Raw genomic sequence first — 24245 nt, 5'->3', positions numbered from 1 at the left:
TCAGGATTGCTTTCTCGATTTTCCAGCGCCATGAGCGACTTCCGCTATTGGAGCGGCCGCGCGTTCGCCAACCCGCGCACCTTCATGTTCATCGGACTGATTGCGCTGATCGCTTTCCTGTTCCTGTTCGCCGACACCATGCAGATCGCCATGGCCTGGGCCGGCGCGGCGCTGGGCGTGCTGCTGCTCCTGTGGCTCTGCGTCTACCTCTGGCGGCGTCGCCGCACGCGGCGCGCCAACCAGAAGCTGGGCGACATGCTGGAGCAGCAGGTGCAGACGGGCGCCGCCGCCAGCCCCGCCGCCAACCGCAGCGAAATCGACGCGCTGCGCACCCGCCTGACGCAGGCCGTTCGCACCATCAAGACGTCCAAGATCGGCCAGACGTCCGGCAACGAAGCCCTGTACGAACTGCCCTGGTACATCGTCATCGGGAACCCCGCCGCGGGCAAGAGCAGCGCCGTCATCAATTCGGGCCTGCAGTTCCCCTTCGCCGACAAGAACGGCGCCGCCGTGCGTGGGGTGGGCGGCACCCGCAACTGCGACTGGTTCTTCACCACGGAAGGCATCCTGCTGGACACGGCCGGCCGCTATTCGGTGCACGAAGAAGACCGCAACGAGTGGATGAGCTTTCTGGATCTGCTCAAGCGGCATCGCCCCAAGGCCCCGATCAACGGCATCATCGTGGCGGCCAGCATCAGCGAACTGACGGACGCCGGCCCGGAGTTCGCCATCAACCTGGCCAAGAATCTGCGCCAGCGCGTGCAGGAACTGACGGACAGGCTGGAAGTGTTCGCGCCGGTATACGTGATTTTCACGAAGGCGGACCTGATCGCGGGTTTTTCCGAATTCTTCGCCGATGCCGATGCCCGCGAGCGGGACCGCGTCTGGGGCGCGACGCTGCCGTACGGCGCCGACGAAAGCCGCGATGTGCTGACGCTGTTCGACGAGCGCTTCGACGAACTCTATGAAGGCCTGAAGGAAATGGGCACGGCGCAGATCTCGCTGCGCCGCAGCGGCGCCCTGCCCCCGGGGCTGCTGACGTTCCCGCTGGAGTTCGCCGGCATCAAGCCGGCGCTGCGCACCTTTCTGTCCACGCTGTTCGAAACCAATCCGTTCCAGTACAAGCCGGTGTTCCGGGGCTTCTACTTCACCAGCGCGCTGCAGGAAGGCGCCTCGCGCAGCACCTCCACCGACAAGCTCGCGGAGCGCTTCGCGTTGCGCCCGGCCTCGCGCGAAGCGGCACGCAGCGTGACGTCGCACAATGGCTTCTTCCTGCGGGACCTGTTCTCCAGCGTGATCTTCGCCGACAAGAAGCTGGTGCGCCAACACGCCAGCCCGAACAAGGTTCGCATGCGCTACCTGACCTTCTTCGGCCTGGTGCTGGCATTGGGGCTGGTGCTGGGCGGCTGGAGCTGGTCTTACCTGGGCAACCGGCAACTGGCCAGCAATGTGCAGGCCGATCTGGACAAGGTGGTGCGCCTGCAAAGCGAGCGCACCGACCTGCAAAGCCGCCTGGAAGCCATGGAAATCCTCCAGGACCGCATTGAGCAGCTGGACCGCTATTCGACGAGCCGGCCGCTGTCCCTGGGACTAGGCCTGTATCAGGGCGACGTGCTCAAGCAGCGCCTGCTGGCCGAGTACTACAACGGCCTGCGCCAATTCATGCTGGTGCCGGTCAAGGCCAGCCTGGAGGACTATCTGGGCCGCGTGGACGTGTCGCAGGCGGCCGCGGCGGGCGCAACCCGTCCGACGCCCCCGCCGCAAGCCCAGCCGGTGCGCGCCAATGCCGGCGACACGCTGTTCCAGGACGCCTCGCCCACGAACGTCGACGACGCCTATAACGCGCTCAAGACGTACCTGATGATGGCCAACCGCGAACACGTGGACCCCACGCATCTGTCTGACCAGATCACCCGCTTCTGGCGCGGATGGCTGGAAACCAACCGGGGCGCCATGCCGCGCGACCAGCTGATCCGCAGCGCCGAGCGCCTGATCTCGTTCTATGTGGCGCGCGCGGCCGATGCGGATTGGCCCCAGATCGAAACCAACCTGGCCATGGTGGAACGCACGCGCGGCAACCTGCGCAGCGTGATGCAGGGCATGCCGGCGCGCGAACGCGCCTATGCCACGCTGAAGGCGCGCGCGGCCACGCGCTTCCCCGCGATGACGGTGGCGCGCATCATGGGCGAGGCCGACGCCGCCGTCGTGGCCGGCAGCTACGCGGTGCCGGGCACGTTCACGCGCGAGGCCTGGGAGCAATACATCGAGCCGGCCATCGGCGAAGCCGCGCGCCGCGAAGTGCAGACCAGCGACTGGGTGCTGGGCGTGAACGCGCGCGACGACCTCACGCTGGAAGGCAGCCCCGAGCAGATCCAGAAGAGCCTGGCGACGATGTACAAGACCGAGTACGCGCAGGAGTGGCAGAAAATGCTGCGCGGCGTCACGATCAAGCCCTTTACGAGCTTCGATCAGGCGGTGCACGGCATGAACCGCCTGGGAGACCCGCAGAACTCGCCGCTGGTCAAGCTCATCAACACCACGTATGAACAGACGTCGTGGGACAACCCGTCGCTGATCAACACCGGCATCTCGCAGGCGCAGACAGGGGTTGTCGCCTGGTTCAAGCGCGTGATCCTGCGCCAGGGCCAGCCCAAGCCGACCGAGGCGGCGCCCGGCGGCGAACAGATCCCGATGGGGCCGGTGGGCCGCGAGTTCTCGGACGTGGCGCGCCTGGTGGTCACGCGCGACAACCAGTCCCTGATGGGCAACTACATGAATGCCCTGTCCAAGATCCGCACGCGTTTCAACCTGATCAACAACCAGGGAGATCCGGGCCCTGGCGCCTTGTTGCTGATGCGCCAGACGCTGGAAGGCAAGGATTCGGAACTGGCGGACGCGCTCAAGCTGGTGGACGAGCAGATGCTCGCCGGCCTGACGCCGGCGCAACGCGAGACGCTGCGCCCGCTGCTGGTGCGCCCGCTGATCCAGGGCTACGCGGTCGCCATGCAGCCGGCCCAGACCGAGCTGAACAAGGTCTGGAACGCGCAGGTCTACCAGGGCTTCACGCAGAACCTGTCGGAGAAGTATCCGTTCTCGACCAAGGCCGGCATCGAGGCCAGCGGCGAAGAAATCGCGCAGGTATTCGGACCACAGGGCAGCATCGCCAAGTACGTCAATGAAACCCTGGGGCCGCTGACCGTGCGCCGCGGCGACATCCTCACGGCCCGCACCTGGGGCGACATGGGCATCGATCTGCAGCCGTCGTTCACCGCCAACTTCGCGCAATGGGTCGCGCCGCTGTCGGGCGGCGCTGCCGGATCGGGCTCGGCCAGCCAACCGCAGACGCTGTTCCAGATCCAGCCCAAACCGGCTGGCGGCGTGACCGAGTACACGATCGAGATCGACGGCCAGCAACTGCGCTACCGCAACACGCCGCCGCAATGGGTCAACTTTGTCTGGCCCAACGCGCAGGGCGCGCCCGGTGCGCGCATTACGGCCACCGCCTTCGACGGCACCGTGGTCGAAATCGTGAACGAACCCGGCCGCTTCGGCCTGGAACGCCTGATTTCAGGCGCCCAACGCAAGCCCAACCCGGACGGCAGCTTCGAGATGAGCTGGACCAAGTCCAACATTACCGTTCCGGTCCGGCTGCGCATCATCAGCAACGCGCAAGCGGCCAGCGCCGGCGGCGCCGAGCCGGGCAGCCAGGGCCTGCGCAACCTGCGCCTGCCCGCCACGGTCGCGGGCGCGTCCCCTCAACCCTCCGTCGCCCCGACGCCTGCCGGAGCGCAGCAATGAGCAACCCGCAGTCCCCCATGTTCCGTACGGCCTACTTCGGCAAGATTCCGTCGCGTGGCGACTTCGTCAAGAACACCTCGCATCCCCAGCTGATGGCGACGCTGGACGCCTGGGTGGCGAACACGATGGAGATCCTGGCGCAGGACCCGCACTGGAAAACCCTCTACGACGAGGCGCTACCCGTGCCGTTCGCGGTGCTGGGCTCGCGCGGCAAGCTGGCCATCGCGGGTCATCTGCAGCCCAGCCGGGACCAGTCCGGACGACGCTTCCCGTTCATCAGCGCGACTTCCGTGGAAGTGTCGCGCCCGCTGGACTTCATCGCGCGCAGCCCGCTGGCCTTCAGCCGCATGTGGAATCGCATGGGGACGGCGGCCTCGCAGCTCATGCAGGAAGGCGACCCTGCCGCCGCGCTGCAAACGCTGAATGACCTGGAGGGCGAAATCCGCACCGCCGCCGACGACGGCTTCGACGCCTTCATCGACCTGCAGACTATCGAGCGCGTGGAAGCGATGCTGCGCGGCAACGGCCACGCAGCCAACATGCACGACATCGTGCTGGCGCTGGGCATCCTGCTCGCGCCCGTCATGTCCAGCGGTTCGTCGCAGCTGGATACCGGCCTGGCGCTGCCGCTGCCGGACGACCCGCTTTACATCAACCTGGTGGCGACGTACTGGATGACGCTGATTGCGCCGTTCCTCAATCGCGCCGACTTCGAGATCGCCATGTTCATCGGGCAGATCGCGGGCAAGCACAGGCTGGTGGTGGGCTTCCGCGGCGCGTCGCCGCAGACGCTGGCGACCTTGCTGTCGACGCCGCAGACCCTGTCGCAGCACTACATCGTGCTGGAGGACGCTCCCTGGGTGCGTGACCACGTCAGCGCCAGCCACGGCCTGGCCAAGCTGTCGAGCTATCTGGATCAACCGCGGCTCTCCCTGCGCCAGGCGCTGGAGACCTTCCGCGAAGTCTTTATCGGAGCCTAGGACATGCGCACTCTCTCTCTGGTCCTGGCCGCGGCCTGCTCCTGGTCGGCCTACGCCCAGGACGCGGCCACGGTGGTGCCCGCCAATGTCATTCCCCAACCTGGCCAGGTGGTCGCCAGCGGCGCGGTGCCGGACGAAGCCACCAAAGCCGACGTGCTGCAACGGCTGCAAAAAGTGTACGGCGTGGGCAACGTGATCGACCGCATCGACGTGGGCGGCGTGGTCGCCCCGCCGAACTGGTCGCAGCACGTGGGCAAGCTGCTGGACAGCCCGCTCAAGCAGATCAACCGCGGCCAGCTTGAAATCGACGGCACGCAGATCCGCCTGCGCGGAGAGGTGGACAACGAAGCCTCGCGCCAGCAGATCGCCAGCACCTTCGCGACCTCGCTCAACCCCACCTACAAGATCGTCAACGGCTTGCGCGTGTCGGCCGGCAAAGACGAGCAGGACGTGCTGGACAATCTGCTGAGCAATCGCGTGGTGGAGTTCGAGACCGGCAGCACCCGCCTGACGGCACGCGGCCGCGAGCTGCTGGACCGCGTGGCCGACGCAGTGCCGAAGCTGCGCGCCGACAAGATCCAGATCATCGGCCACACCGACAGCTCGGGCAGCCGCAGCACCAACCTGGCGCTCAGCCAGGCGCGCGCGGACGCGGTGCGGGATTATCTGGTGGACAAGGGCCTGCCGGTATCGCGCTTTGAGGCAATGGGCGCCGGCCCTGACCAGCCGGTGGCAACCAACGCCACGCCGGAAGGCCGCGCCAAGAACCGGCGTATCGAGTTCCGCGCGGCGCGTTAAGGCCGCGCGCGCCGGACGGCGCCGCCGAGCCCTCCCGGCCATGTCGGGGCATGGCGCCAGGCCCGGCCGGCAGCGTTGCCGGCGCGCCGGCTGCCTGGCGTTTCAGCTTCCCTCGCCGGCCTTCTTGATACCGAGCAGTTCTTCCAGGCCCGAGAGGGTCTCGTCGTTCTTGACCACGGTGCGCAGCCACAGGTGCAAGGACATTTCGCCCCAGCTCGCCGCCTTGTCGGCCAGATAGGCGACCGGACTGTGCGGCTCGGTGCGGCGAAAGAAATCGGCCACCTCGCGCAGCTGCGCCAGCGCCTGCTCGCGGGTCTGGATCGGCCCGCGCGCGGCGGCCGGCGGGGCGCCATGGACCGGCGCATCGACAACGGGAAAATGATCGGCGGCAGGCAAGGTGGGCTCCACTCGGACGGGAACGGCGGGCGCGGAAGATGCCGGCGGCGGCGCGGCCGCCAGGTCGGCGCGGACCAGCAGGCCGGCGTCGCGCGCGAACCGGTGCGCCAGTTCCGTGACATTGCGCAGCGATTCGCGGACGCGGGAGAACGCCGGGCTGTCTTCGCCCAGCCGCTCGTCCAGCGTGCGCTCCAATTGTGCAAGCGCCTGCGTGCAACCCTCGAGCTGCGTATCCAGCTCGGAATAGAACGACGGCGGCGTATCGCGTCGCGCGGCATCGAAGCGGTCGAGCGTCAGCTTGCCGCGCGTCAATTCATTGGCGTTGTCCGGCGTGCGCTTCACGGCATTGGCCAGCTGGCTTGCCGCCTCCCAGAGCACCGCGCCGTAACGCGCGCCATCGGCCTGGGTCAGCGGAATCTCGCCGATGAGCTGCTGCGAACGCGACAGCAGCCACGCCAGGTTGCCCACGCGCTGCTGCACGTCGCCATCTTCCGGCACGGGATGCAGGCCTTCCCAGTAATCGCGGCACAGGCCGTCGATCAGCAGGTAGCCATCGCGCAGGCCCGCAAACCCGCGCGTCTTGGCCCAGGCCTCCGCCAGCCACGACGCGATGCGGATGTCCTTGCTGCGTTCGCGCAGCACGGTGGAGCAAATGCGCGCCACCTCCGGCCAATCGGCCTCTTTCAGGTCGATGACCCAATCGCCCTGGTCGAGTTGAGGATCATCATGCCGACGCGCCTCGCGGATCGCGTCGAATTCGGGCGAAAACACCAGATCGACGCCGCATGGCGCGTCGCCGGGGATCGGTTGCAGCAAGGCGTTGATGTCGGTCATAGGCGCAAGAATGTAAGTAGGCGCAAATCATCCCACAACTGTTTACGTATAACGTTCAAAGATGACACGTCCTATTACAAGGCGCATCACGATGCTTCGCTATGATTTGCGCTCCTACCCAGGAGCATTCATGACGACCAAATCGATCCGCATGCTGCCCGACGGGCACTTCATCGCAGGCACCCCGCGCCGCGCGCCCGATGGCACCATCGTCGGCGGCGACGGCCCGATCACCCGCGCGCCGGACGGCACCTATGTGGCAGGCAGCCCTCAACGCGCCCCCGACGGCAGCTACAGAGGCGGCGGCGGTCCCGTGCGCATGGCGCCCGACGGCACCTTCGTGGTCGGCCCGGCCCGGCTTGCACCGGACGGCACGTATCTGTAAAAAAATATCTGGCACCCAACATGTCCCAACGCTCCGTCATTCGCAAGGGCGATAAAACGTCGCACGGCGGCGTCGTCGTCACCGGCGACGAAACTGTCGTCATCTTCGGGCATCCCATGGCGCGCGTCGGCGACCGCGTCACCTGCCCCAAATGCGGCGACACGCACACCATTGTCGAAGGGGTGCAGAACGTCAGCTCGGACCGCATGACCGCGCTAGAAGGCATGCGCACGTCCTGCGGCGCCACGCTGATCGCCAGCCAGCACTTCTATCAACTGGAATACGGTTGAGCGACGGACGCGGCATTCATCGCATTGCCGCGCCCGCCGCGCGCGGGATAAGCCGCTACACTGGCGAATCGTTCATCTGCGCGTTCGTCTGATCTGGACGCGGATCCCGCATGTCGTTGTTTCGTTCCCGGCGTGTCTTGCTGTGGTGGCTGTACGCCGCCGCGCTGGCGCATCTGATCGCCGGCATCGCCCTCTCGTGGGGCGGCCACACCGTCCTGTTCGACGGCTATCTGCGCGGCATCGAGCAGGCCTTCTGGCCAGGCGCCACGCCTCCGCAAGCGCGCAACTCGCTGGTCTGGTGGCTCGCCATCTTCGGCGCCACCGTGCAAAGCTACGCGGTCTACATGCTGGCCCTGATCCATGTCGCGGCCCGCCACCGCATCGCCAGCATCTGGCTCTGGCTGAGCGCCGGCCTGCTGCTCTGGGCGCCGCAGGACACGATGATCGCCTGGCGGGCGGGAATCCCTTCGCACTTGTGGATCAACGGCGCCGCACTGCTGGCGCTGATCATTCCCATGCTCGCCCTGTACCGCATCGACCGCGGCCACGCCCGGCAACCCGCGCATGCCTGAGCGCATGTCGCCCGCGCACCACCCCCGCGCCCTCGTTCACGACCTTTCTTGGCAAGACAGATGCGCAATTCCGCTGCGGGCCGCGCAAGCAGGCCGACCTCACGCGGCCGCATCCGCGGCTGCACCTGCACCTGCAAGACGTGGTGATGCGCGGATTCAATCCGTTCTATCGCCTGATGCAGCCGGTGTTCAAGGCGCTGGCAGGGATTCAGCTGTACGCGGTGTATGGCCTGACCGTGCAGGACTGAAGACGCGCCGGCCTCACGCCAGGGCGGCGTGACCAAAGCACGAGCCAAAGCAAAAAGCCCACCGTTTCCGGTGGGCTAGTCGCTAGGATTTTCCAAGAGAAAATCCAGGAATTCTGGTGGGCTGTGAGTGGCTCGAACACTCGACCTACGGATTAAGAGTCCGCTGCTCTACCAACTGAGCTAACAGCCCTGCAATTCACGCATTTCCGATCTGCTTCTTGCGACTTACTGCTTTGCCGCTGTTGCGTTTCGTTATGTGTGTGCTGCGAAGAAGAAAGATTATATGTGGCTTTTTTTGTTTGCGCAAGTCGCGTTGGAAAAAAACTTTCAGAGAAGCACCATCACGCCGCATATCCGCCATCGACCGCGAGGCTTGCTCCCGTGACGTAGCGTCCGTCGGGGCCCGCCAGGAAGGCGACCATCCCGGCGATGTCGCGGCTTTCACCATAGTGCGGCAAGGACAGCACCGCCACCAGGTCCGCCGCCCGGTCGCCATCGGCCGGATTCATGTCGGTGTCGATGGGGCCGGGATGCACGACGTTCGCCGTGATGCCGCGCGCGCCCAGGTCACGGGCCAGGCCCTGCGTCAGTCCGACCAGCGCCGACTTGCTGGCGGCATACAGCGCCACCCCGGCGCGGCCGGCCCGCCCGGCCAGGCAGCTGCCGATGTTGATGATGCGCCCGCCGTCCGGCATCGATGCCTGCGCCGCCCGGATGGCGACGAAAGGCGCACGCACGTTGATGTCCATCGTCCGCTCGTAGTCTTCAAGGCTGGTGTCGCCGACGGCGCCGGCCAGGAAGATCCCGGCGTTATTGACCAGCACCTCCACCGGGCCGAGTTCGCGGATGGTGTCTTCCACCGCCAGCCTGACCGCGTCAGCGTCCGCGGAATCGGCCTGGAACGCCCGCGCGCGGCGCCCCTGCTCGGTCAACTCCTGCACCAGCGCGCGTGCGCCCGCCGCGGACGACGCGCTCACGTACGTAAACGCCACATCCGCGCCGTCGGCGGCCAGGCGGCGCACGATGGCCGCACCGATTCCACGGCTGCCGCCGGTCACGAAAGCCACTTTTCCCGTCAGATTCTGCATTGCTCGTCCTAATTTTGTAGTGATCAACACAAATATAATCGCTGCGTACGGGCCCGGCCGTCAATGATTTTTTTATCGATCAACACAAAATATGGCTCGCGAGTAAAATCGCGGGCATGGCAGAACGTGGGCGCCCCCGGAACTTCGACCGGGCCCAGGCCTTGCAAAAGGCCATGGAAGTCTTCTGGTCGAAGGGATATGAAGGAGCATCGCTGGCCGATCTGACGGAAGCGATGGGCATCAACTCGCCCAGCCTCTACGGCGCGTTCGGCTCCAAGGAAAGCCTGTTCCGGGAAGCCGTGGCGCTTTACCGCGAAACCGAGGGCGGGTCGGCCCGGCGCGCGCTGCTGGCCGCGCCCACCGCGCGCGAAGCCATCCAGTCCATGCTGATGGCCTCGGCCGAACGCTTCACCGCGCCCGGACTGCCGCCCGGCTGCATGATCGTGCTGGGCGCCCCCGCAGGCTGCGTGAACCATGCCGGCGTCAGCGACTTCCTGGGCGACAACCGTCGCGAGATGCAAAGCCGCATCCTCGCCCGCCTGAATACGGGCGTCCTGCAAGGCGAACTGCCCGCCGGCACGGACCTCAAGGGGTTGGCCGCCTTCTACACGACGGTCCTGCACGGCATGTCCATCCAGGCCCGCGACGGCGCCAGCCGCAAGACCCTGCAAGCCGTGGCGCGGCAGGCGATGTGCGCGTGGGACTTCCTGGCCGGCGACGGCGCGCCGCCGTCCGGCGTTCCTCCGGGCCGTGCCCGCAACTGACGGACGCCGTCATGTTCCGCGTCGACCTGCGGCATCTCATCCTGTGGATCAGCCTGCTGTCGGTCATTTTGGTCCTGGCGGGCGGCCTGCACGCCAGCTACCTGGTACAGCGCGACCTGCTGCTGCACAACGCGATGGAAGCGAACCGCATCTACGCGTCCAAGCTGGCCCTGACCTCAGACGCCCTGCTGAACGATATCCGGCGCTATCTTTCCTATAGCGCCGACATGCTGGCCGACATGGAGACCCATCCCGAATCCATGGCCGCCGAAACGCGGCGCCAGGAGCAGCAGCTGGGCCACTTCAATTCCAGCTTCGTCGCGTCGCCGCAAGGCAAGGTGCTGGCGGTGTCGAGCTCCTATCCGCAACTGCAGGGACAGCAACTGACCAGCGATGCGGTCGGGGAAGCGCTGGCGGCCAAGGGGCCGACGATCAGCGAACCCTTCCAGGCCCGCAATGGCCGCTGGCAGATTCTCTACACCCAGCCCATCTTTTCGCGCGATTATCGCTACCTGGGATTCATTGCCGGATCCCTGTACCTGCACGAAGACAACGTGCTGGACCGCCTGCTCGACCAGCACTTCTATCGCGACGAGTCCTTTCTTTACGTGATCGACCGCAAGGGCACGCTGATCTATCACCCCGACCGTAGCCAGCTCGGCAAGACCGCACCCGACAATGAACTATTCGCCGCGGCCCGGCGCGGCGAGACCGGCGAGAAGCGCTTCATCGACAGCGAAGGCCGCGACATGCTGGCCGGCTACGCGCCCGTACCCAGCACCGGCTGGAGCATCATCGCCCAGCGCCCGGTCGCCAGCACGCTGCAGCCATTGGGCGACCTGCTCATGGCCACCGCCCGCAATACCCTGCCGCTGCTGCTGCTGTCGGTGGCGCTGATCTGGCTGCTGTCGCGCTGGATCGCCCGCCCGCTGGGCGAAATGGCGAGCATCGCCAAACGCATGCAGGATCCCGATTCGGCAGACCGCATCCGCGGCGTGCGCTCCTGGTATTTCGAGGCCGCCCAGCTCAGGCGCGCGCTGCTGATGGGATTGGCGTCGATGCACCACAAGCTCAGCGACCTGCGCCGCGAATCCACGACGGACACCCTGACGGGCCTGCTGAACCGCCGCGGACTGGACGAGTCGCTGGCGCTGCTGGAGGCGGAAGCCTCGCCCGTGGCCGTCGTCGCCATCGACATCGACCATTTCAAAAGCATCAACGACCGTTTCGGCCACGCCGCGGGCGACCAGGCGCTGCAGGCGCTGGCAGACGTGATGCGCGAAGGCTCGCGCGGCGGCGATGCGCTGGCGCGCACCGGCGGCGAAGAGTTCGTCATGCTGCTGCCGGGCGCCAGCATGACGGCGGCCATCTCCATCGCGCAGCGCCTGCGGTCGCGGCTGGCGTCGCGGGAATCGCCCGTGCCCGCTCCCATCACCATCTCGGTGGGCGTGGCGCATTACCCCGAACACGGAAAGAGCCTGGAGGCCGTTTTCCAGCGCGCGGACCAGACGCTCTACTACGCCAAGAACCATGGCCGCGATGCGGTCTGCATCGCGGACGACGCCGCGCAGGATGGCTCGCGGCTGGTGTCCTAGGGCCTGTCAGCGCCAGGGCTGAACCCTACTTCCCCTTGGCGGGCGCCGGCGCCTTCGGCGGCTTGCGCATTTCTTCCAGCAGCGGACCGCAGGCGTTGTCGTCCGTGGTGCTGGGCGCGATCAGCGCAAGCAGGCCGGCGGCCGGGGTCAACAGCACCCCCAGCGCGACCATGCCCGCACCGCGCGCGGCCAGCGGCGCCACGTGCACGCCCACGTCGGGCGACCCGAAGGTGCCGCGCACGTACAGCGGCGAACGCAGCGAGAAGATGCGGAATCCCTTGCTCTCGGGCGAGATGTCCATGTCCACGGTCTCGTCCTTGAAGTTGGCCATGCCAGTGATGTTGATCAGCGCGTTTTCGGTGTCGAACACGAACACGCGCGGCGTCATCACGCCGTTCTTCATCTCCAGGTCGGCCGCGCCGCAATTGATCTTGACCTCGTCGTCGCCGAACAGCTTGGACACCACGTAGTTGCCCACGTTCAGCCCCGCGATCTCCATCAGGCTGCGGCTGATGACGCCATCGTTGACCAGCATCTTCACGTCGCCCGTCGCCGTCCCGAGCAAGGCGGCGACCGAGTTGCCCGAACCGCTGACTGCAAGGTCTCCGTTCAACTCGCCCAGCGTCTTCTGCATGGCTTCGGTCGCCGGAAACAGCTGTTTGAGCCGCAGACGGCGGGCATGCATCTCGACGCGGCCAGTGAGGGGCGCGCCGGATCCGTCCAGGCGCGCCGTGGCGCTCATTGTCCCGCCCGCCATGCCGAAGCGCAGCGGGTCCAGCGTGAGCTTGCCGTCCTGCAGCACCACGTGCGCGGACAGGTCCGACAGCGGCAGCTTGCTGTCGTGAACAATGCGCGCGGCCTCCAGCGTGACGTCGGCGTCCATGTCGCGCCAGCGGTCGGTGCGGAAGGCCTGCGTCGGCAGCACCTTGCCGCCCTTGGGCTTGGCCGGCGCATCCTTGGCCTTGTCCGCGGCAGCCGGCGTACCGCCGCCGGACGGCACACCGATCAGGGGCCCCAGGTCGGCCATGCGCAGCAGCTTGGACGACAGCTTGCCGGTCAGCTTGGGGCGCGGCGCTCCCAGGGCGAAGCTGATGTCGCCATGCAGGTCGCTGTTGCCGACCTTGCCGTTGAAGCCCTTGTAGTCGAACACCGCGCCCCCCGGGTTCTGCAGCTTGGCCACCAGATGCCCGTCCGTGGAGTAAGGCGGCGTATCCGGCAGGGTCACGCCGGTCAGCGGATAGAGCTGCGCCATTGACGCGCCCGAGAGCTTCAGATGCAGGTCCAGCGCGCCAAGGTTCACCGGGTCCGTCAAGGTGCCGGCGACCGACGCCCGCGTGCCGCCGATGGCGACGTCGGCCTGCAAGGGGAAGGGCTGGCTGGCGTCCTGCAGGGCCAGCATGCCCCCGACCTTGCCTTCTCCCTTGGTGGCCAGCCCCTTGAACTTGCCGTCGACCTTCCAGCCGAACACGTAATCGCGGGGCTGCCGCGCGGATGCATCCTGCGGCACGAAGGAAGCCCCGGCCACGTCCGCGAATGGCACGGGCTTGCCCAGGGGATCCACCAGCACGGTCAGGTCGGCCTTGAGCACTTCGTCGACCAGTCCGATCCGCCCCTTGTCGAAGCCGATTTCATTGATGTCCAGCACCCAGGGCGAAGGCTCTCCGGTTTCCGGCAGCGTAAAGACCCAATTGGCCCGGCCGTCCGCCAGACGTTCCAGGTCGGCGGACGGCTCGGTCAGCTGGATCCGGCGGATGACCACGCGCTGGCGCAGCAGCGGCAAGGGCGCCAGGCTGAACTCGCCACGCTTGAGCGTGGCGAAATGGGGCGCTTTCGCCCACGGCGCGTTGCCGACGGAGATATCGTTTGCAATCACGCGCGGCCAGGGCACCCAGGCGCGCCAACCGCCCTCGTCGGGCTGGCGCTGCCATTGCACGCTGAGATCGCCATTGATGGCAAACGGGCGGCCGATGGCGGCGCTGGCCCGTTCGTTGATCATGGGCTTGGCGCGGTTCCAGTCGAAAGTGGAGATCACCACCACCAATACCGCCACCATGAGGGCAATGCCCCCTACAATCCCGATCGCTATTTTTCTTGTTCGCGTCATGGTTACTATCCTTGGCTCTGCAGCCGGCTAACCGGCTGCCGGCCCTTGTTGCCACTCAAGGGTATCGCGGCCCGCAGCGCCAGTCGGGCGTGGCGACGCCATAATGTGTGCGGATCTTTCCGTGTGGGCAAGCGGGTATCCCAGGCTGGCGCACTTGCCCGCGGGATCTGCGCAGCACGAAGCGTGCCCGCCCTGGCCCCCAGCTGTTACAAAGAGAGACGACTGGGCCTGCCCGGATCAGGCCGAACCGCGCGTCTTGAGCGAATTTTTGACGCCGGGCCGGTTCCAATGGCCGATTGATGGATTCCGCCCCTGCCGGGCCGGACAGCAGAACAACCTGGAGGCCCGATGCGGCATTCAACCTTGATTTTCGTGTTGGCCGCGTTTGCGCTGCTGACGCTCAGCCGCCTGGCGCTTGCGGCGTGGCAATGGCAGCGGGTGCGCAATGCCGGCGGCCTCCTGCCGTTGCTGTGGCGGGGGTTGCGCATCGACGCGCACCAGATCGCCGTGCTGGCGGCGCTGCCGGCGGTGCTGTCGCCATTGCTGGGCCACATCCCCATCGCCGCCTCGGTTGCCGCCGTCTGGTATCTGGTCGCATTCATTCTGCTGGCCTTCCTGGAAGTGGCGACCCCGCCCTTCATCGTGGAATACGACTCCCGCCCCAACCGGCTGTTCGTCGAGTACCTGAAGCACCCCCGCGAAGTTTCCGGCATGCTCTGGCGCGGCTACAAGGGCGCACTGGTGGGCGGACTGGCCGTGCTGGCGCTGATCGGCTGGGGCGCGTACGCCCTGCTCGGCCATGCGCGCCCCGATCCCCAACTGACCTGGTGGCAGATGCCGCTTGCCAGCGTGGCCATCCTGGCCGTGGTCATCCTGGCCATTCGAGGCACCCTGGGCCATCGGCCCATCAACCCGTCTTCCGTGGCGTACAGCTCGGACGGCATGCTCAACACCCTGGCGCTGAATTCCCTCTATAACGTCTTCTATGCCGTCTACAGCATGAAGAACGAAAAGTCGGCGTCGGCGGTGTACGGCGGCATGGACGACGGCAAAATGCACGACTTGGTGCTGGCGCAAGCCGGCCTGCCCAATCCGCCGGCCAATCCCGACTACCCCAGCCTGCACCGCCAGCCGGCCACCCGCAAGACGCCCCGTCCGTTCAACCTGGTAATCATCCTTGAGGAAAGCCTGGGCGCGCAGTACAGCGCGGGCCTGGGCGGCGCCGACCTGACGCCCGAGCTGGACGCCCTGGCGCGCGAGGCCTGGACCTTCACCCGCGCCTATGCCACCGGCACGCGCTCGGTGCGGGGCCTGGAGGCCGTGACCACGGGCTTTCTGCCCACGCCCGCGCAGGCCGTGCTGAAGCTGCCCCGTTCGCAGCGCGGCTTTTTTTCGCTGGCCGACCTGCTGGGCCGCCACGGCTACCATTCGCGCTTCATCTACGGCGGCGAATCGCACTTCGACAACATGAAGGGCTTCTTCCTGGGCAACGGTTTCAGGCAGATCGTCGACCGCTCCGATTTCGTCGACCCCGCCTTCGTGGGCACCTGGGGCGCCTCGGACGAGGACATGTTCAACCAGCTTGACCGGCTGCTGCGCGAAGACGGCGACCAGCCCACGTTCACGCTGGCCTTCAGCGTGTCCAACCATTCCCCGTGGGAGTATCCGGCCGGCCGCATCCAGACCGACGGCAACCCCGCCACGGTGGAAAACACCGTGCGCTACGCCGACTGGGCACTGGGCCGGTTCTTCGAAAAGGCCAAGGAATCGCCCTATTGGGAAAACACGGTATTCCTGGTGGCGGCGGACCACGATTCGCGCGTGTTCGGCGCCAGCCTGGTGCCGGTGCGCCACTTCCATATCCCCGCGGTGATCCTGGGCGCCGGCATCGCCGCGCGCCGCGACGACCGCCTGATCAGCCAGATCGACCTGCCTCCGACCCTGCTGTCGCTGATCGGGGTGGACACCGAACACCCGATGATCGGGCACGACCTGACGCGCAGCACGCCGGGCCGGGCCATCATGCAGTACGACAACACCTACGGCTACCTGAAGGAAGACGACCTGCTGGTGCTGGCGCCCAACAAGCCGCCGGTGCAGTACCGCTACACGGCGCCGGAAGATTACGCATCCGTGCCGCTGGACGAGGCCCTGGCCACCGAAGCGCTGGCCCACGCCCTGTGGCCCAGCTGGGCCTACCGCGAAGGCCGCTACAGCCTGCCGGGGAACACCACCCAGCTTCCGGGCGCGGAAGGCTGAAGCAGAAACCAGCCCGGCGCGCGGCGGGCTCCCGCGCGTCCATCAAGCGGCAGCGCCCCCTGAGCGCCGCCGCCGGCCCGCTAGGCGTCACCCCCGTGGCCGCGCGAATGCCTTGCGCTTTTTTTCGCTGAGGGCGTGGCAGTGGCAGTCCGGGTGGTGGTCATTGACCATGCCCACGGCCTGCATGAAGGCATAGACCGTGGTGGGCCCGACGAATTTCCAGCCCAGCTTCTTGAGCGCCTTGGACAAGGCGACGGCCTGTTCCGAAGACGACGCGCCATACGTCGACGGCCCGCCGGGCGGCGCTTCGAAGCGCCAGAAATACGCCGCCAGCGAGCCCTCGTGCTCGATCATTTCCAGCGCGCGCGCGGCATTGTGGATCATGGCTTCGATCTTGCCGCGGTGGCGCACGATGCCCGCGTCGGCCAGCAGCGCCAGCACTTCCTTTTCGCCGTAGGCCGCCAGCCTGGCCGGCTCGAAGTTGGCAAAGCCGCGGCGGAAGGCCTCGCGCTTGGACAGGATGGTGCGCCAGCTCAGGCCCGCCTGGAAGCCTTCCAGGCAAAGCTGTTCGAACAGGGCGCGGTCGCCGCCTTCAGGAAGGCCCCATTCAGTGTCGTGGTACGCCATGTATTCGGCGGAGGTGTCCACCCAGCCGCAGCGGGCCAGGCCATCGGGGAAATCGGTTCTTGCGTTCAAGGGGAAGGCTCCAGGCGGCTGACGGGCTACCGATGCTAACTCAGCAACGTCCCTGAAAAAAGTCGTGGCGGCCGCAGTTCGAATCCAGCTACTATTTCCGGCCTGATCCCGCGCCGGCCCTGATCGCGCGCGCCCCCGGATCAGCTCGGCGGGCCGCCCCGGTGCAGCCCCGTCCGCGGCATTGCGGGGAGCCGGACAGGCTTTCGGATCCCTCCCCCCATGTCCCTGTCAGACACCACGCTCATTTCGTTCGTTTCGCCCGCCGTCCTGGCCGGCGACGATCCCGCCGCCAACCCGTGCCTGGACTGCGGCGCATGCTGTGCGCACTTCAGGGTGTCTTTCTACTGCGGGGAACTGGCCGGCGAGAACGGCGGCCAGGTGCCCCTGGACCTGGTCACCCAGATGAGCCCGCTGCGGGCCTGTATGAAGGGCACGGAAATGGGCGGCGGCCGCTGCATCTCGCTGCGCGGGGAATTGGGCAAGCCGGGCATCCACTGCGCCATCTACGAAAACCGCCCCACGCCCTGCCGCGAGTTCGATATCTGGATGCCGGACGGGTCGCCCAATCCCGACTGCCAGCGGCTGCGACTGGGACTGGGCCTGCCCGCCGTGCCGCCCCGGCCCGATGCCGAGAACGACCCGCAGGGTCCCATGCATCCGGACCAGCCGGCCGCGGCCTGACGTCCTGCGGCCACGAAACGCCCTTCGGCCTTACGCGCGCCCCGCGATATAGCGCGTCGGGCTCATGCCGAACGCCGTCCTGAAACTGCCGATGAACGCGCTGGTGCTTTCATAGCCCACGGACAGCGCCACCTGCGTCACGGACCCGCCCCGAAACAGCATTTCCAGCGCCCGCAGCAGGCGGGCCTGCTGCCGCCACTGCCCCAGGGTCACGCCGGTCTCCTGCCGGAAGCGGCGCATCAGCGTGCGCGACGACATGTTCAGGCGCTGGGCCCACTCATCGATGCCCGCGGTGTCGTCCGGCGTGTCCAGCAGCGTGTTGGCCAGGTCCTGCAATCGCGGATCGGCGGGCATCGGCAACGGCACGGACGCTTCCGCGCCGCGCTGCCTGAGTTCCTCCAGCAGCACCTCGAACAGCTGGGCCTGGTAGGCGGGCGGCGTGTCATGCCACGCGCCGCCGGTGAACCGGTCGATCAACGCCTCGATCAGCTTGGACGACGGCCACGACCGGCAGTGCGGCGGCAAACGTCCGCAGACGTCCGGGTGGACGTGCAGGAACGACCCGCGCGCCTCGCCGAACCAGCGTGCTCCATGCTGCACGCCGGGCGGTATCCAGCCCAGGCTGCCGGGAAGCACCGTCAAGACCCTGGCGCCCGACTGCACCATGATGAGACCCTCGTGGACCAGCACCAGCATGCCCTCTTCATGGGCGTGCGCCGGCACCGCGATGCCTTTGGATTCGCGGCGCCTGCGCACGCTGAACGGCGTCAGCAGGACGTCGGGCAACGCGGGAGCGGCGGCCGGATGAAGCATGGTTGGCAGGTTTGAGCTACAGGTTGACGGGTTCCCGTTAGCGGGTCCATTTGAAAATGTACATCATTCTCATCAATCGGGTATCAGCCCCCCGAACGGAGAATTTTCAATGGACCACACACGGCTGCGCGATGCCGGCATCAAGGCCACCTTCCCACGACTGAAGATCCTGGACATCTTCTACCGCCATGCCGATCAGCACATGAGCGCTGCGGACATCTACCGGAACCTCATCTCGGACCGCAGCAATATCGGCCTGGCCACGGTTTATCGCGTGATCACGCAACTTGAGCACGCGGGCCTGCTCAAACGCACACAGCTCGATACGCACACCACCGTATTCGAGCTCAACGACAAGGGGCACCACGACCATCTGGTCTGCACGCGCTGCGGGCAGATCCGGGAGTCCAGCGATCCCGCCATGGCGCAACTGGTCAGGAAGATCGCCAGGCGCTGCGGCTTCGAGCTGGATTCCTACAGCCTGGTGCTCTACGGCAGTTGCGGCTGCGCCAGGGAGGCGCCCGCCGCCCCTCACGGAGAATTCGAATGAACCACGATCAGTTTTTCTTCCACGACCTGTCCCAGTTCCCCATCGTGACGTCCCGCCACGGCGGCGCGCCTCTGGGCTACTCGGCCAGCTGGATCCGCGAAATGGAAATGCTGGTGGACAACCCGCGGACCTTCGTCATGGTGGTGCCCGACATGCGGATCGAGGCTTCCCATGAAGACCGCAAGGCCATGATCGAATGGCAGACGACCAACATGCCGCGCCTGAAGGCGCGTTGCCGCGCGTTCATCGCCGTGGAGCGGGACTCGCAGGCGCTGGACAAGATCCGCAAGCGCGGCGAAAAGATGGCCCGCGCCTTCGGCATGCCGTTCCTGGCGGTCGCGACGGCCGGAGAGGCCGTCCAGTGCGCCCGGGAACTGCTCGGCCAGGCGGGGCCCGGCGGGTTCAATCTGGACTAGGGGTTGACCCTGCCCGGCCCGGCCCGCGCCCGCGTCCGCGTCCGATTTAAGAGTTGGCGCGCCGCGCCGTTGTTCAAGGCAGGCGCCGTCATCGCGGCGGCCTCTCATCCCCCCTTGAATCCGCCGCTCCCCGAATGAACCGCGCCCTCGCCTGCAACTTTTGCCAATCGACGCTTGTCCAGGGCGCGGCGCTGCTCGAGAAAAACGGCGCGGCGATCTGCAAGCATTGCGTGGACCAGTTTTCCGCGCTGTTCGCCGAACGCGCCTGGGCCATGGCGGCGACCCCGCAAGAGCAGCTTGACGTGCTGCTCGAGGAAAGCCGGCGAGCCCTGGAGCAAAGCGAAACGCTGGCGGAAAGGGCCCGCTGCTGCGGGCTGAGCCTGAACGAACTGTCCGCGGCGCTGCCGGCGCGCGCGCTGTCGTGAACCGAACCCGCGGACCGCGTCCCTCCGGCGCTCCGTCAGAACGAACCTAACGCGCCTCCCAGCGCGATGACGGCGGCCAGCCCGATGATGGGCCCGACGATCCCCACCACGACGATGTTCATGTAGCCCTCCCGGTGCGTCGAACCGCAGACGGCCAGAAGCGTCACGACCGCGCCGTTGTGGGGCAGGCTGTCCAGCGTGCCCGCCCCGATCACCGACACGCGGTGCATCAGCGCCGGGTCGATTCCCAGGGTGTGGGCCAGCTCCATGTACGTGGCGGCCAGCGACTGCAGGGCGATGGTCAGCCCGCCCGAGGCCGAACCGGTCAGCGCCGCGAGCACATTGGTGGCCACGGCCAGCGACACCAGCGGTCCGCCCTCGATGGACAGCACCCAGTCGCGCACCGCCGCAAACGACGGCAGCGACGCCACCACCGCGCCAAAGCCCACCAGGCTGGCGACGCTCAGCAGCGGCAGCGCCGACGCGTTCACGCCGGCGTCCATGGTGTCGCGCAGCGACGGCAGGCGCCGGTAATTCAACACCACCAGCACCGCGATCGCCGCCAGCAGCGCGGTGATCACCGACCAGACGCCGCCGACCGCCGCCAGGCTCGTCCCGCCCCAGCGCGGCTCGGCCAGCCACGCCGTGTCCATGCGCGGCAGCACGACCAGCGTCATGAGCAGGTTCACGAGGATCACGACCACCAGGGGAATGGCCGCCACCAGCGCCGACGGCGCATCGGCGCTGCGCTGGCCGTGATGGATTTCGGCGGGATCGAACTCGCGGGCCACCGTGGCGCGCTCGCGCACCACCACGTCTTCGGAGACATCCCCGGCCATGCCCGGCGGCGCCACGTAGCCCTCGCCCGCGCGCCTCGCCGACGCTTCGGCGCGCGACAGCCACCACAGGCCGAACCCCAGCATGATCGCGCTGGCGATGATTCCCAGGCCAGGCGCGGCAAAGGGCGTGGTTGCGAAAAACGGCATGGGGATGGCGTTCTGCACAGCCGGCGTGCCCGGCAGGGCCGACATCGTGAACGTGGACGTGCCAAGCAGGATGGCCGCGGGCATCAGCCGAACCGGGATGGCCGCCGCCTTGAACAGCGCGTGCGCCATGGGCGCCAGCACGAAGAAAGCCACGAACAGGCTGACGCCGCCGTAGGTCACGATGGCGCCCGCCAGCACCACCGCCAGGATGGCCCGTTTGGCGCCCAGCTTGCGCGTCATGAAGTTGGCGATGGCCGTGACGGAACCGCTGTCGTCCATGAGCTTGCCGAACAGCGCGCCCAGCAGGAACAACGGGAAGAACTGCGCGACAAAGCCCGCCGCGCCGCCCATGAAGGTCTGGGTCCAGTGAGCCAGCAAAGGCTCGCCCGACGCGGCGGCGGTCACGATCGCCGCCGCCGGCGCCAGCAGCAGGATGCTCCAGCCGCGATACGCCAGCCAGATCAGCAGAACCAGGGCAAGCAGGATTCCGAAGAGGCCCATGATGTCAGACCTCGCCCAGCATTTCGTCGATGTCCAGGGTCGACCGCTTGCCCAGGTCATGGCCATGCGTCGTCAGGAATTCATCGGCCGCCTTTCTGCCCTCGTCGCGCAGCATGCGCAGGAATTCCCACTCGGCATTGAGCTTGGACGAGTAGCCCAGCTCCACCATTTTGTCGGACGAGACCCGGTGGATGCGCATGTTCGCCCACATGGCGCCCTCCCCGTTGCCCGGATCGGCCACCTGGCGCAGCAGCGCGATCATGCGCAGTTCCTTGAGCAGCGGCGCATTGAACGTCACTTCGTTCAGGCGGTTCAGGATTTCTCGGGCGCTGCTGGGCACGCCAGGGCGCTCGACCGGATTGATCTGCACCAGGATGGTGTCGCGCGATTTGCATTCGCGCACGAGCGGCGTGATGGTCGGATTGCCGCTGTAGCCGCCGTCCCAGTAGGGATCCCCGTCGATCATCACGGCGCGGAACATGGTGGGCAGGCAGGCCGAGGCCAGCAGCACGTCCGCGGTCACCTCGGCATTCTTGAACACCCGGCCTCGGCCCGTGCGCGCGTTGGTGGCCGTGATGAACAGATGGATGGGAGCCTTGGCAAGCTCGTCGAAGTCGATCGCTTCCTTGAGGATGTCCGAAAGCGGATTGAATCCCGACGCGTGCAGGTCATAGGGGGAGAACACGCGCGAAGCCAGCTCGTAGGCGACGAACAAGGGCGACCGGTCGAGCGACCAGGTGCCCGTCAGCACGTCGAACGGACTGCGACGAAACGGACTGAATGTTGCCGCGCGCGACACCCGGCGCCAGAAATCCTCGAGGGCGGCGCGAGCACCGTCGGCGCCGCCGCGCGCATGGCCCAGCACCAGCACGGCGGCGTTCATCGCGCCGGCGGACGTGCCCGAGATGCCGTCGATGCCCAGCCAGGACTCTTCCAGCAAACGGTCCAGCACGCCCCAGGTGAACGCGCCATGCGCGCCGCCTCCTTGCAGGGCAAGATCGATCAACAGGGGATCGCGCGCAGTCGCTGAAGCTTTGGATCGGGCCACCATGGAACTCCTTGCGGGGAAGGCAGGGGTCGTGCTTGCGATCGAAAAAAGACAGCCGACATGAACGATGCTGCAGCGCACATATCGCTAGGACGTTATACGCGATGCCCGATGCCCGGGCAACACTGCGCGCGGCCTTCCCCCAAAGTCCGATGGTCCTGGGCGACAAGCCATCCCCCGCCGCGGCCCGAACGCCATCCCTCATTTCGAACAAGCCGCCATGACGTTCGGCCACGACGCGGGTATATTCCCGCATGACAAAACATTTCCATTTCTGTTAATACCGCACAAAATGATCGTCGGCATAGATTTGGGCACGACCAACAGCCTCATCGCGTACTGGAAGGATGGCGCCGCCCATCTGGTCCCCAATTCGCTGGGCGACACACTGACGCCTTCCTGCGTCAGCCTGGATGAAGACGGCACCGTCCTGGTCGGGCGGGCGGCGCGCCAACGGCTGCAAAGCCATCCGGGGCAATCCTCTTCCCTTTTCAAGCGCCACATGGGCAGCGACAAGGAATTTCGCCTGGGCAAGCAGCGCTTCCGGGCCGAAGAGCTGTCATCGCTGGTCCTGCGCGCGCTCAAGGAAGACGCGGAGGCGCATCTTGGCGTACCGGTCACCGAGGCGGTCATTTCGGTTCCCGCGTATTTTTCCGATGGCCAGCGCAAGGCCACGCGGGCCGCGGCCCAACTGGCCGGATTGCACGTGGAACGCCTGATCAACGAACCCACCGCGGCGGCCCTCGCCTACGGCCTGCACCAGCGCGACGGCGAATCGCAGTTCCTGGTGTTCGACCTGGGGGGAGGCACCTTTGACGTCTCCCTGCTGGACATGTTCGAGGGGGTCATGGAAGTGCGCTCCACGGCGGGCGACAACTTCCTCGGCGGCGAAGACTTTACCCTGGCCGTCACGCGCTGGTTCTTCGACGCTTCCGGCATCCCGGCCAAGGCGCGCGACGACGCGCAGTTCATGGAGCACCTGACGGCGCACGCCGAAGCCGCCAAGCGCCGCCTGGGCGAAGAGGCGTCCGCCGAGCTGGCCGTGGAATGGCGCGGCAAGCCGTACTCGCTGACGCTCTCCGACAGCCGCTACCAGGAACTGGTCGAACCCCTGGTCGCCCGACTGCGAGCGCCGCTGGAGCGCACCTTGCGCGACGCCGGCGTGCGCGCCGCCGATATCGACGAAGTGGTGCTGGCCGGTGGCGCGACGCGCTCGCCGATGATACGCAACCTGGTCACGCGCATGTTCGGGCGCTTTCCCTCGGTGGCGTTCAACCCCGACGAGGTCGTGGCCCTGGGCGCTGCGGTCATGGCGGGGCTGAAGGCGCGCGACGAAGCGCTGCGCGAAGTGGTCATGACCGACGTCTGCCCTTACTCGCTGGGCGTCGAAGTCGTGCAGCCGCTGTCGAACGGCGGCATGGCCGAGGGGCATTTCTCGCCCATCATCGAACGCAACACCGTCATTCCGGCCAGCCGGGTCTCCAACTACGCCCCCACGCAGGACCGTCAGGCGGAACTGGTGCTAAAGATCTACCAGGGCGAATCGCGCCTGGTGCGCGACAACATCAAACTGGGTGAACTCCACATCCCGCTGGACCGCGGCCCGCGCGAAGAGGGCCTGGTCGACGTGCGCTTCACCTACGACGTCAACGGCATTCTGGAGGTCGAGGCGACGCGCCTGCACACCCAGCAGACCTACCGGCTCATCATCCGCGGCAACGAGGACTCGCTCAGCGACGAACAGATCGCCGCGCGCTTCGCGGCGCTGGCCGAATTGAAAATCCATCCGCGCGATTTGCTCGAGAACCGGACGCTGCAGGCGGAAGCCGAGCGCGTGTACACCTTTCTGCGCGACCACGAGCGCGAACAGATGGCCCACGAGATCCGCGAATTCGAAGCCGCGCTTTCGCGCCAGGACAATCGCGTCACCGCCCAGGCCCGCGCGCGCCTGCGGGAAGCGATCACCTATTTCGAACGCGCCAAGGTGTTCTTCCCTGAAACGGATCCCGGCTGAGGCT

General features: G+C 67.0%; 21 protein-coding genes and 1 tRNA gene. 14 read left to right on the top strand and 8 right to left on the bottom strand.

What is annotated here, in order from left to right; translation table 11 throughout:
- The first annotated feature begins 30 nt into the window (after positions 1-30).
- From tssM to ABE485_RS22910, 3 genes are read left to right on the top strand one after another with little or no spacing between them, the layout of a single operon-like run.
- Entirely contained in the window at positions 31-3798 is a 3768-nt protein-coding gene (gene tssM, locus ABE485_RS22920; protein WP_346517550.1) for a type VI secretion system membrane subunit TssM, read from the top strand.
- Positions 3795-4778 carry a type VI secretion system-associated protein TagF gene (gene tagF / locus ABE485_RS22915; protein ID WP_346517549.1) on the top strand — a complete coding sequence of 328 codons (984 nt, stop codon included), beginning with the start codon at positions 3795-3797 and terminating at the stop codon, positions 4776-4778. The genes tssM and tagF overlap by 4 nt, the downstream gene beginning before the upstream one ends.
- Positions 4779-4781: 3 nt before the next feature.
- A complete protein-coding gene (locus tag ABE485_RS22910) occupies positions 4782-5576 on the top strand; it encodes an OmpA family protein (RefSeq protein WP_346517548.1) in 795 nt (264 codons plus the stop codon).
- 102 nt (positions 5577-5678) lie between these two features.
- Here ABE485_RS22910 and tssA read toward each other — a convergent pair whose 3' ends face one another.
- On the bottom strand, positions 5679-6806 hold the full coding sequence (gene tssA / locus ABE485_RS22905) for a type VI secretion system protein TssA (protein WP_346517547.1): 1128 nt from the start codon (positions 6804-6806) through the stop codon (positions 5679-5681).
- 130 nt (positions 6807-6936) lie between these two features.
- Here tssA and ABE485_RS22900 point away from each other — a divergent pair, with 130 nt between their 5' ends.
- From ABE485_RS22900 to ABE485_RS22890, 3 genes are all read left to right on the top strand, one after another.
- Entirely contained in the window at positions 6937-7191 is a 255-nt protein-coding gene (locus tag ABE485_RS22900) for a hypothetical protein (RefSeq protein ID WP_346517546.1), read from the top strand.
- Between the two features lie 20 nt (positions 7192-7211).
- Positions 7212-7481 (top strand): PAAR domain-containing protein, encoded by a 270-nt coding sequence (locus ABE485_RS22895; RefSeq protein ID WP_346517545.1) that lies wholly within the window; start codon positions 7212-7214, stop codon positions 7479-7481.
- 110 nt (positions 7482-7591) lie between these two features.
- Positions 7592-8053: a cell division protein gene (locus ABE485_RS22890; protein WP_346517544.1), complete on the top strand. Its 462-nt coding sequence runs from the start codon at positions 7592-7594 to the stop codon at positions 8051-8053.
- Positions 8054-8415: 362 nt separating this feature from the next.
- Here the strand turns inward: ABE485_RS22890 and ABE485_RS22885 are convergent.
- Both ABE485_RS22885 and ABE485_RS22880 read right to left on the bottom strand, forming a co-directional pair.
- Positions 8416-8491, bottom strand: a tRNA-Lys gene (locus ABE485_RS22885).
- 151 nt (positions 8492-8642) lie between these two features.
- Complete coding sequence (locus tag ABE485_RS22880) at positions 8643-9389, bottom strand: 3-oxoacyl-ACP reductase family protein (RefSeq protein ID WP_346517543.1); 747 nt, start codon at positions 9387-9389, stop codon at positions 8643-8645.
- 116 nt (positions 9390-9505) lie between these two features.
- Here ABE485_RS22880 and ABE485_RS22875 point away from each other — a divergent pair, with 116 nt between their 5' ends.
- Both ABE485_RS22875 and ABE485_RS22870 read left to right on the top strand, forming a co-directional pair.
- Entirely contained in the window at positions 9506-10153 is a 648-nt protein-coding gene (locus ABE485_RS22875; RefSeq protein WP_346517542.1) for a TetR/AcrR family transcriptional regulator, read from the top strand.
- Between the two features lie 11 nt (positions 10154-10164).
- Entirely contained in the window at positions 10165-11748 is a 1584-nt protein-coding gene (locus ABE485_RS22870) for a sensor domain-containing diguanylate cyclase (RefSeq protein ID WP_346517541.1), read from the top strand.
- 25 nt (positions 11749-11773) lie between these two features.
- On the opposite strand, the gene ABE485_RS22865 is transcribed toward ABE485_RS22870, so the two are convergent.
- Complete coding sequence (locus ABE485_RS22865; RefSeq protein ID WP_346517540.1) at positions 11774-13852, bottom strand: AsmA family protein; 2079 nt, start codon at positions 13850-13852, stop codon at positions 11774-11776.
- Between the two features lie 348 nt (positions 13853-14200).
- Between ABE485_RS22865 and ABE485_RS22860 the strand changes: the two genes are divergently transcribed.
- Positions 14201-16111, top strand: coding sequence for an LTA synthase family protein (locus ABE485_RS22860; RefSeq protein WP_346517539.1), 1911 nt, complete (start codon positions 14201-14203; stop codon positions 16109-16111).
- 87 nt (positions 16112-16198) lie between these two features.
- Here ABE485_RS22860 and ABE485_RS22855 read toward each other — a convergent pair whose 3' ends face one another.
- On the bottom strand, positions 16199-16807 hold the full coding sequence (locus ABE485_RS22855) for a DNA-3-methyladenine glycosylase I (RefSeq protein ID WP_346517538.1): 609 nt from the start codon (positions 16805-16807) through the stop codon (positions 16199-16201).
- 219 nt (positions 16808-17026) lie between these two features.
- On the opposite strand from ABE485_RS22855, the gene ABE485_RS22850 reads away from it, so the two are divergent.
- Positions 17027-17488, top strand: coding sequence for a YkgJ family cysteine cluster protein (locus ABE485_RS22850; protein ID WP_346517537.1), 462 nt, complete (start codon positions 17027-17029; stop codon positions 17486-17488).
- 30 nt (positions 17489-17518) lie between these two features.
- On the opposite strand, the gene ABE485_RS22845 is transcribed toward ABE485_RS22850, so the two are convergent.
- The gene (locus ABE485_RS22845; protein ID WP_346517536.1) at positions 17519-18301 is read right to left on the bottom strand and encodes a helix-turn-helix domain-containing protein; all 783 of its coding nucleotides are present in this window, start codon (positions 18299-18301) and stop codon (positions 17519-17521) included.
- 109 nt (positions 18302-18410) lie between these two features.
- Here ABE485_RS22845 and ABE485_RS22840 point away from each other — a divergent pair, with 109 nt between their 5' ends.
- The 3 genes from ABE485_RS22840 (at position 18411) to ABE485_RS22830 (ending at position 19692) form a co-directional block, all read left to right on the top strand.
- Positions 18411-18851, top strand: coding sequence for a Fur family transcriptional regulator (locus ABE485_RS22840; protein ID WP_346517535.1), 441 nt, complete (start codon positions 18411-18413; stop codon positions 18849-18851).
- On the top strand, positions 18848-19267 hold the full coding sequence (locus tag ABE485_RS22835) for a hypothetical protein (protein WP_346517534.1): 420 nt from the start codon (positions 18848-18850) through the stop codon (positions 19265-19267). Before ABE485_RS22840 ends, ABE485_RS22835 begins: the two co-directional genes overlap by 4 nt.
- Before the next feature lie 134 nt (positions 19268-19401).
- Complete coding sequence (locus tag ABE485_RS22830) at positions 19402-19692, top strand: MSHA biogenesis protein MshH (protein ID WP_346517533.1); 291 nt, start codon at positions 19402-19404, stop codon at positions 19690-19692.
- Positions 19693-19727: 35 nt separating this feature from the next.
- Here ABE485_RS22830 and ABE485_RS22825 read toward each other — a convergent pair whose 3' ends face one another.
- Both ABE485_RS22825 and ABE485_RS22820 read right to left on the bottom strand, forming a co-directional pair.
- Positions 19728-21179 carry a GntP family permease gene (locus tag ABE485_RS22825; RefSeq protein WP_346517532.1) on the bottom strand — a complete coding sequence of 484 codons (1452 nt, stop codon included), beginning with the start codon at positions 21177-21179 and terminating at the stop codon, positions 19728-19730.
- Between the two features lie 4 nt (positions 21180-21183).
- Positions 21184-22230, bottom strand: a complete 1047-nt coding sequence (locus ABE485_RS22820; protein ID WP_346517531.1) for a patatin-like phospholipase family protein — start codon at positions 22228-22230, stop codon at positions 21184-21186.
- Between the two features lie 289 nt (positions 22231-22519).
- Between ABE485_RS22820 and ABE485_RS22815 the strand changes: the two genes are divergently transcribed.
- Positions 22520-24241 (top strand): Hsp70 family protein, encoded by a 1722-nt coding sequence (locus ABE485_RS22815; RefSeq protein ID WP_346517530.1) that lies wholly within the window; start codon positions 22520-22522, stop codon positions 24239-24241.
- The last annotated feature ends 4 nt before the right edge of the window (positions 24242-24245 follow it).

The organism is Achromobacter spanius (genome assembly GCF_039673305.1).
GTDB classification, from domain to species: domain Bacteria; phylum Pseudomonadota; class Gammaproteobacteria; order Burkholderiales; family Burkholderiaceae_B; genus Achromobacter; species Achromobacter spanius_F.
This window is presented reverse-complemented; position numbering and strand designations above follow the sequence as displayed.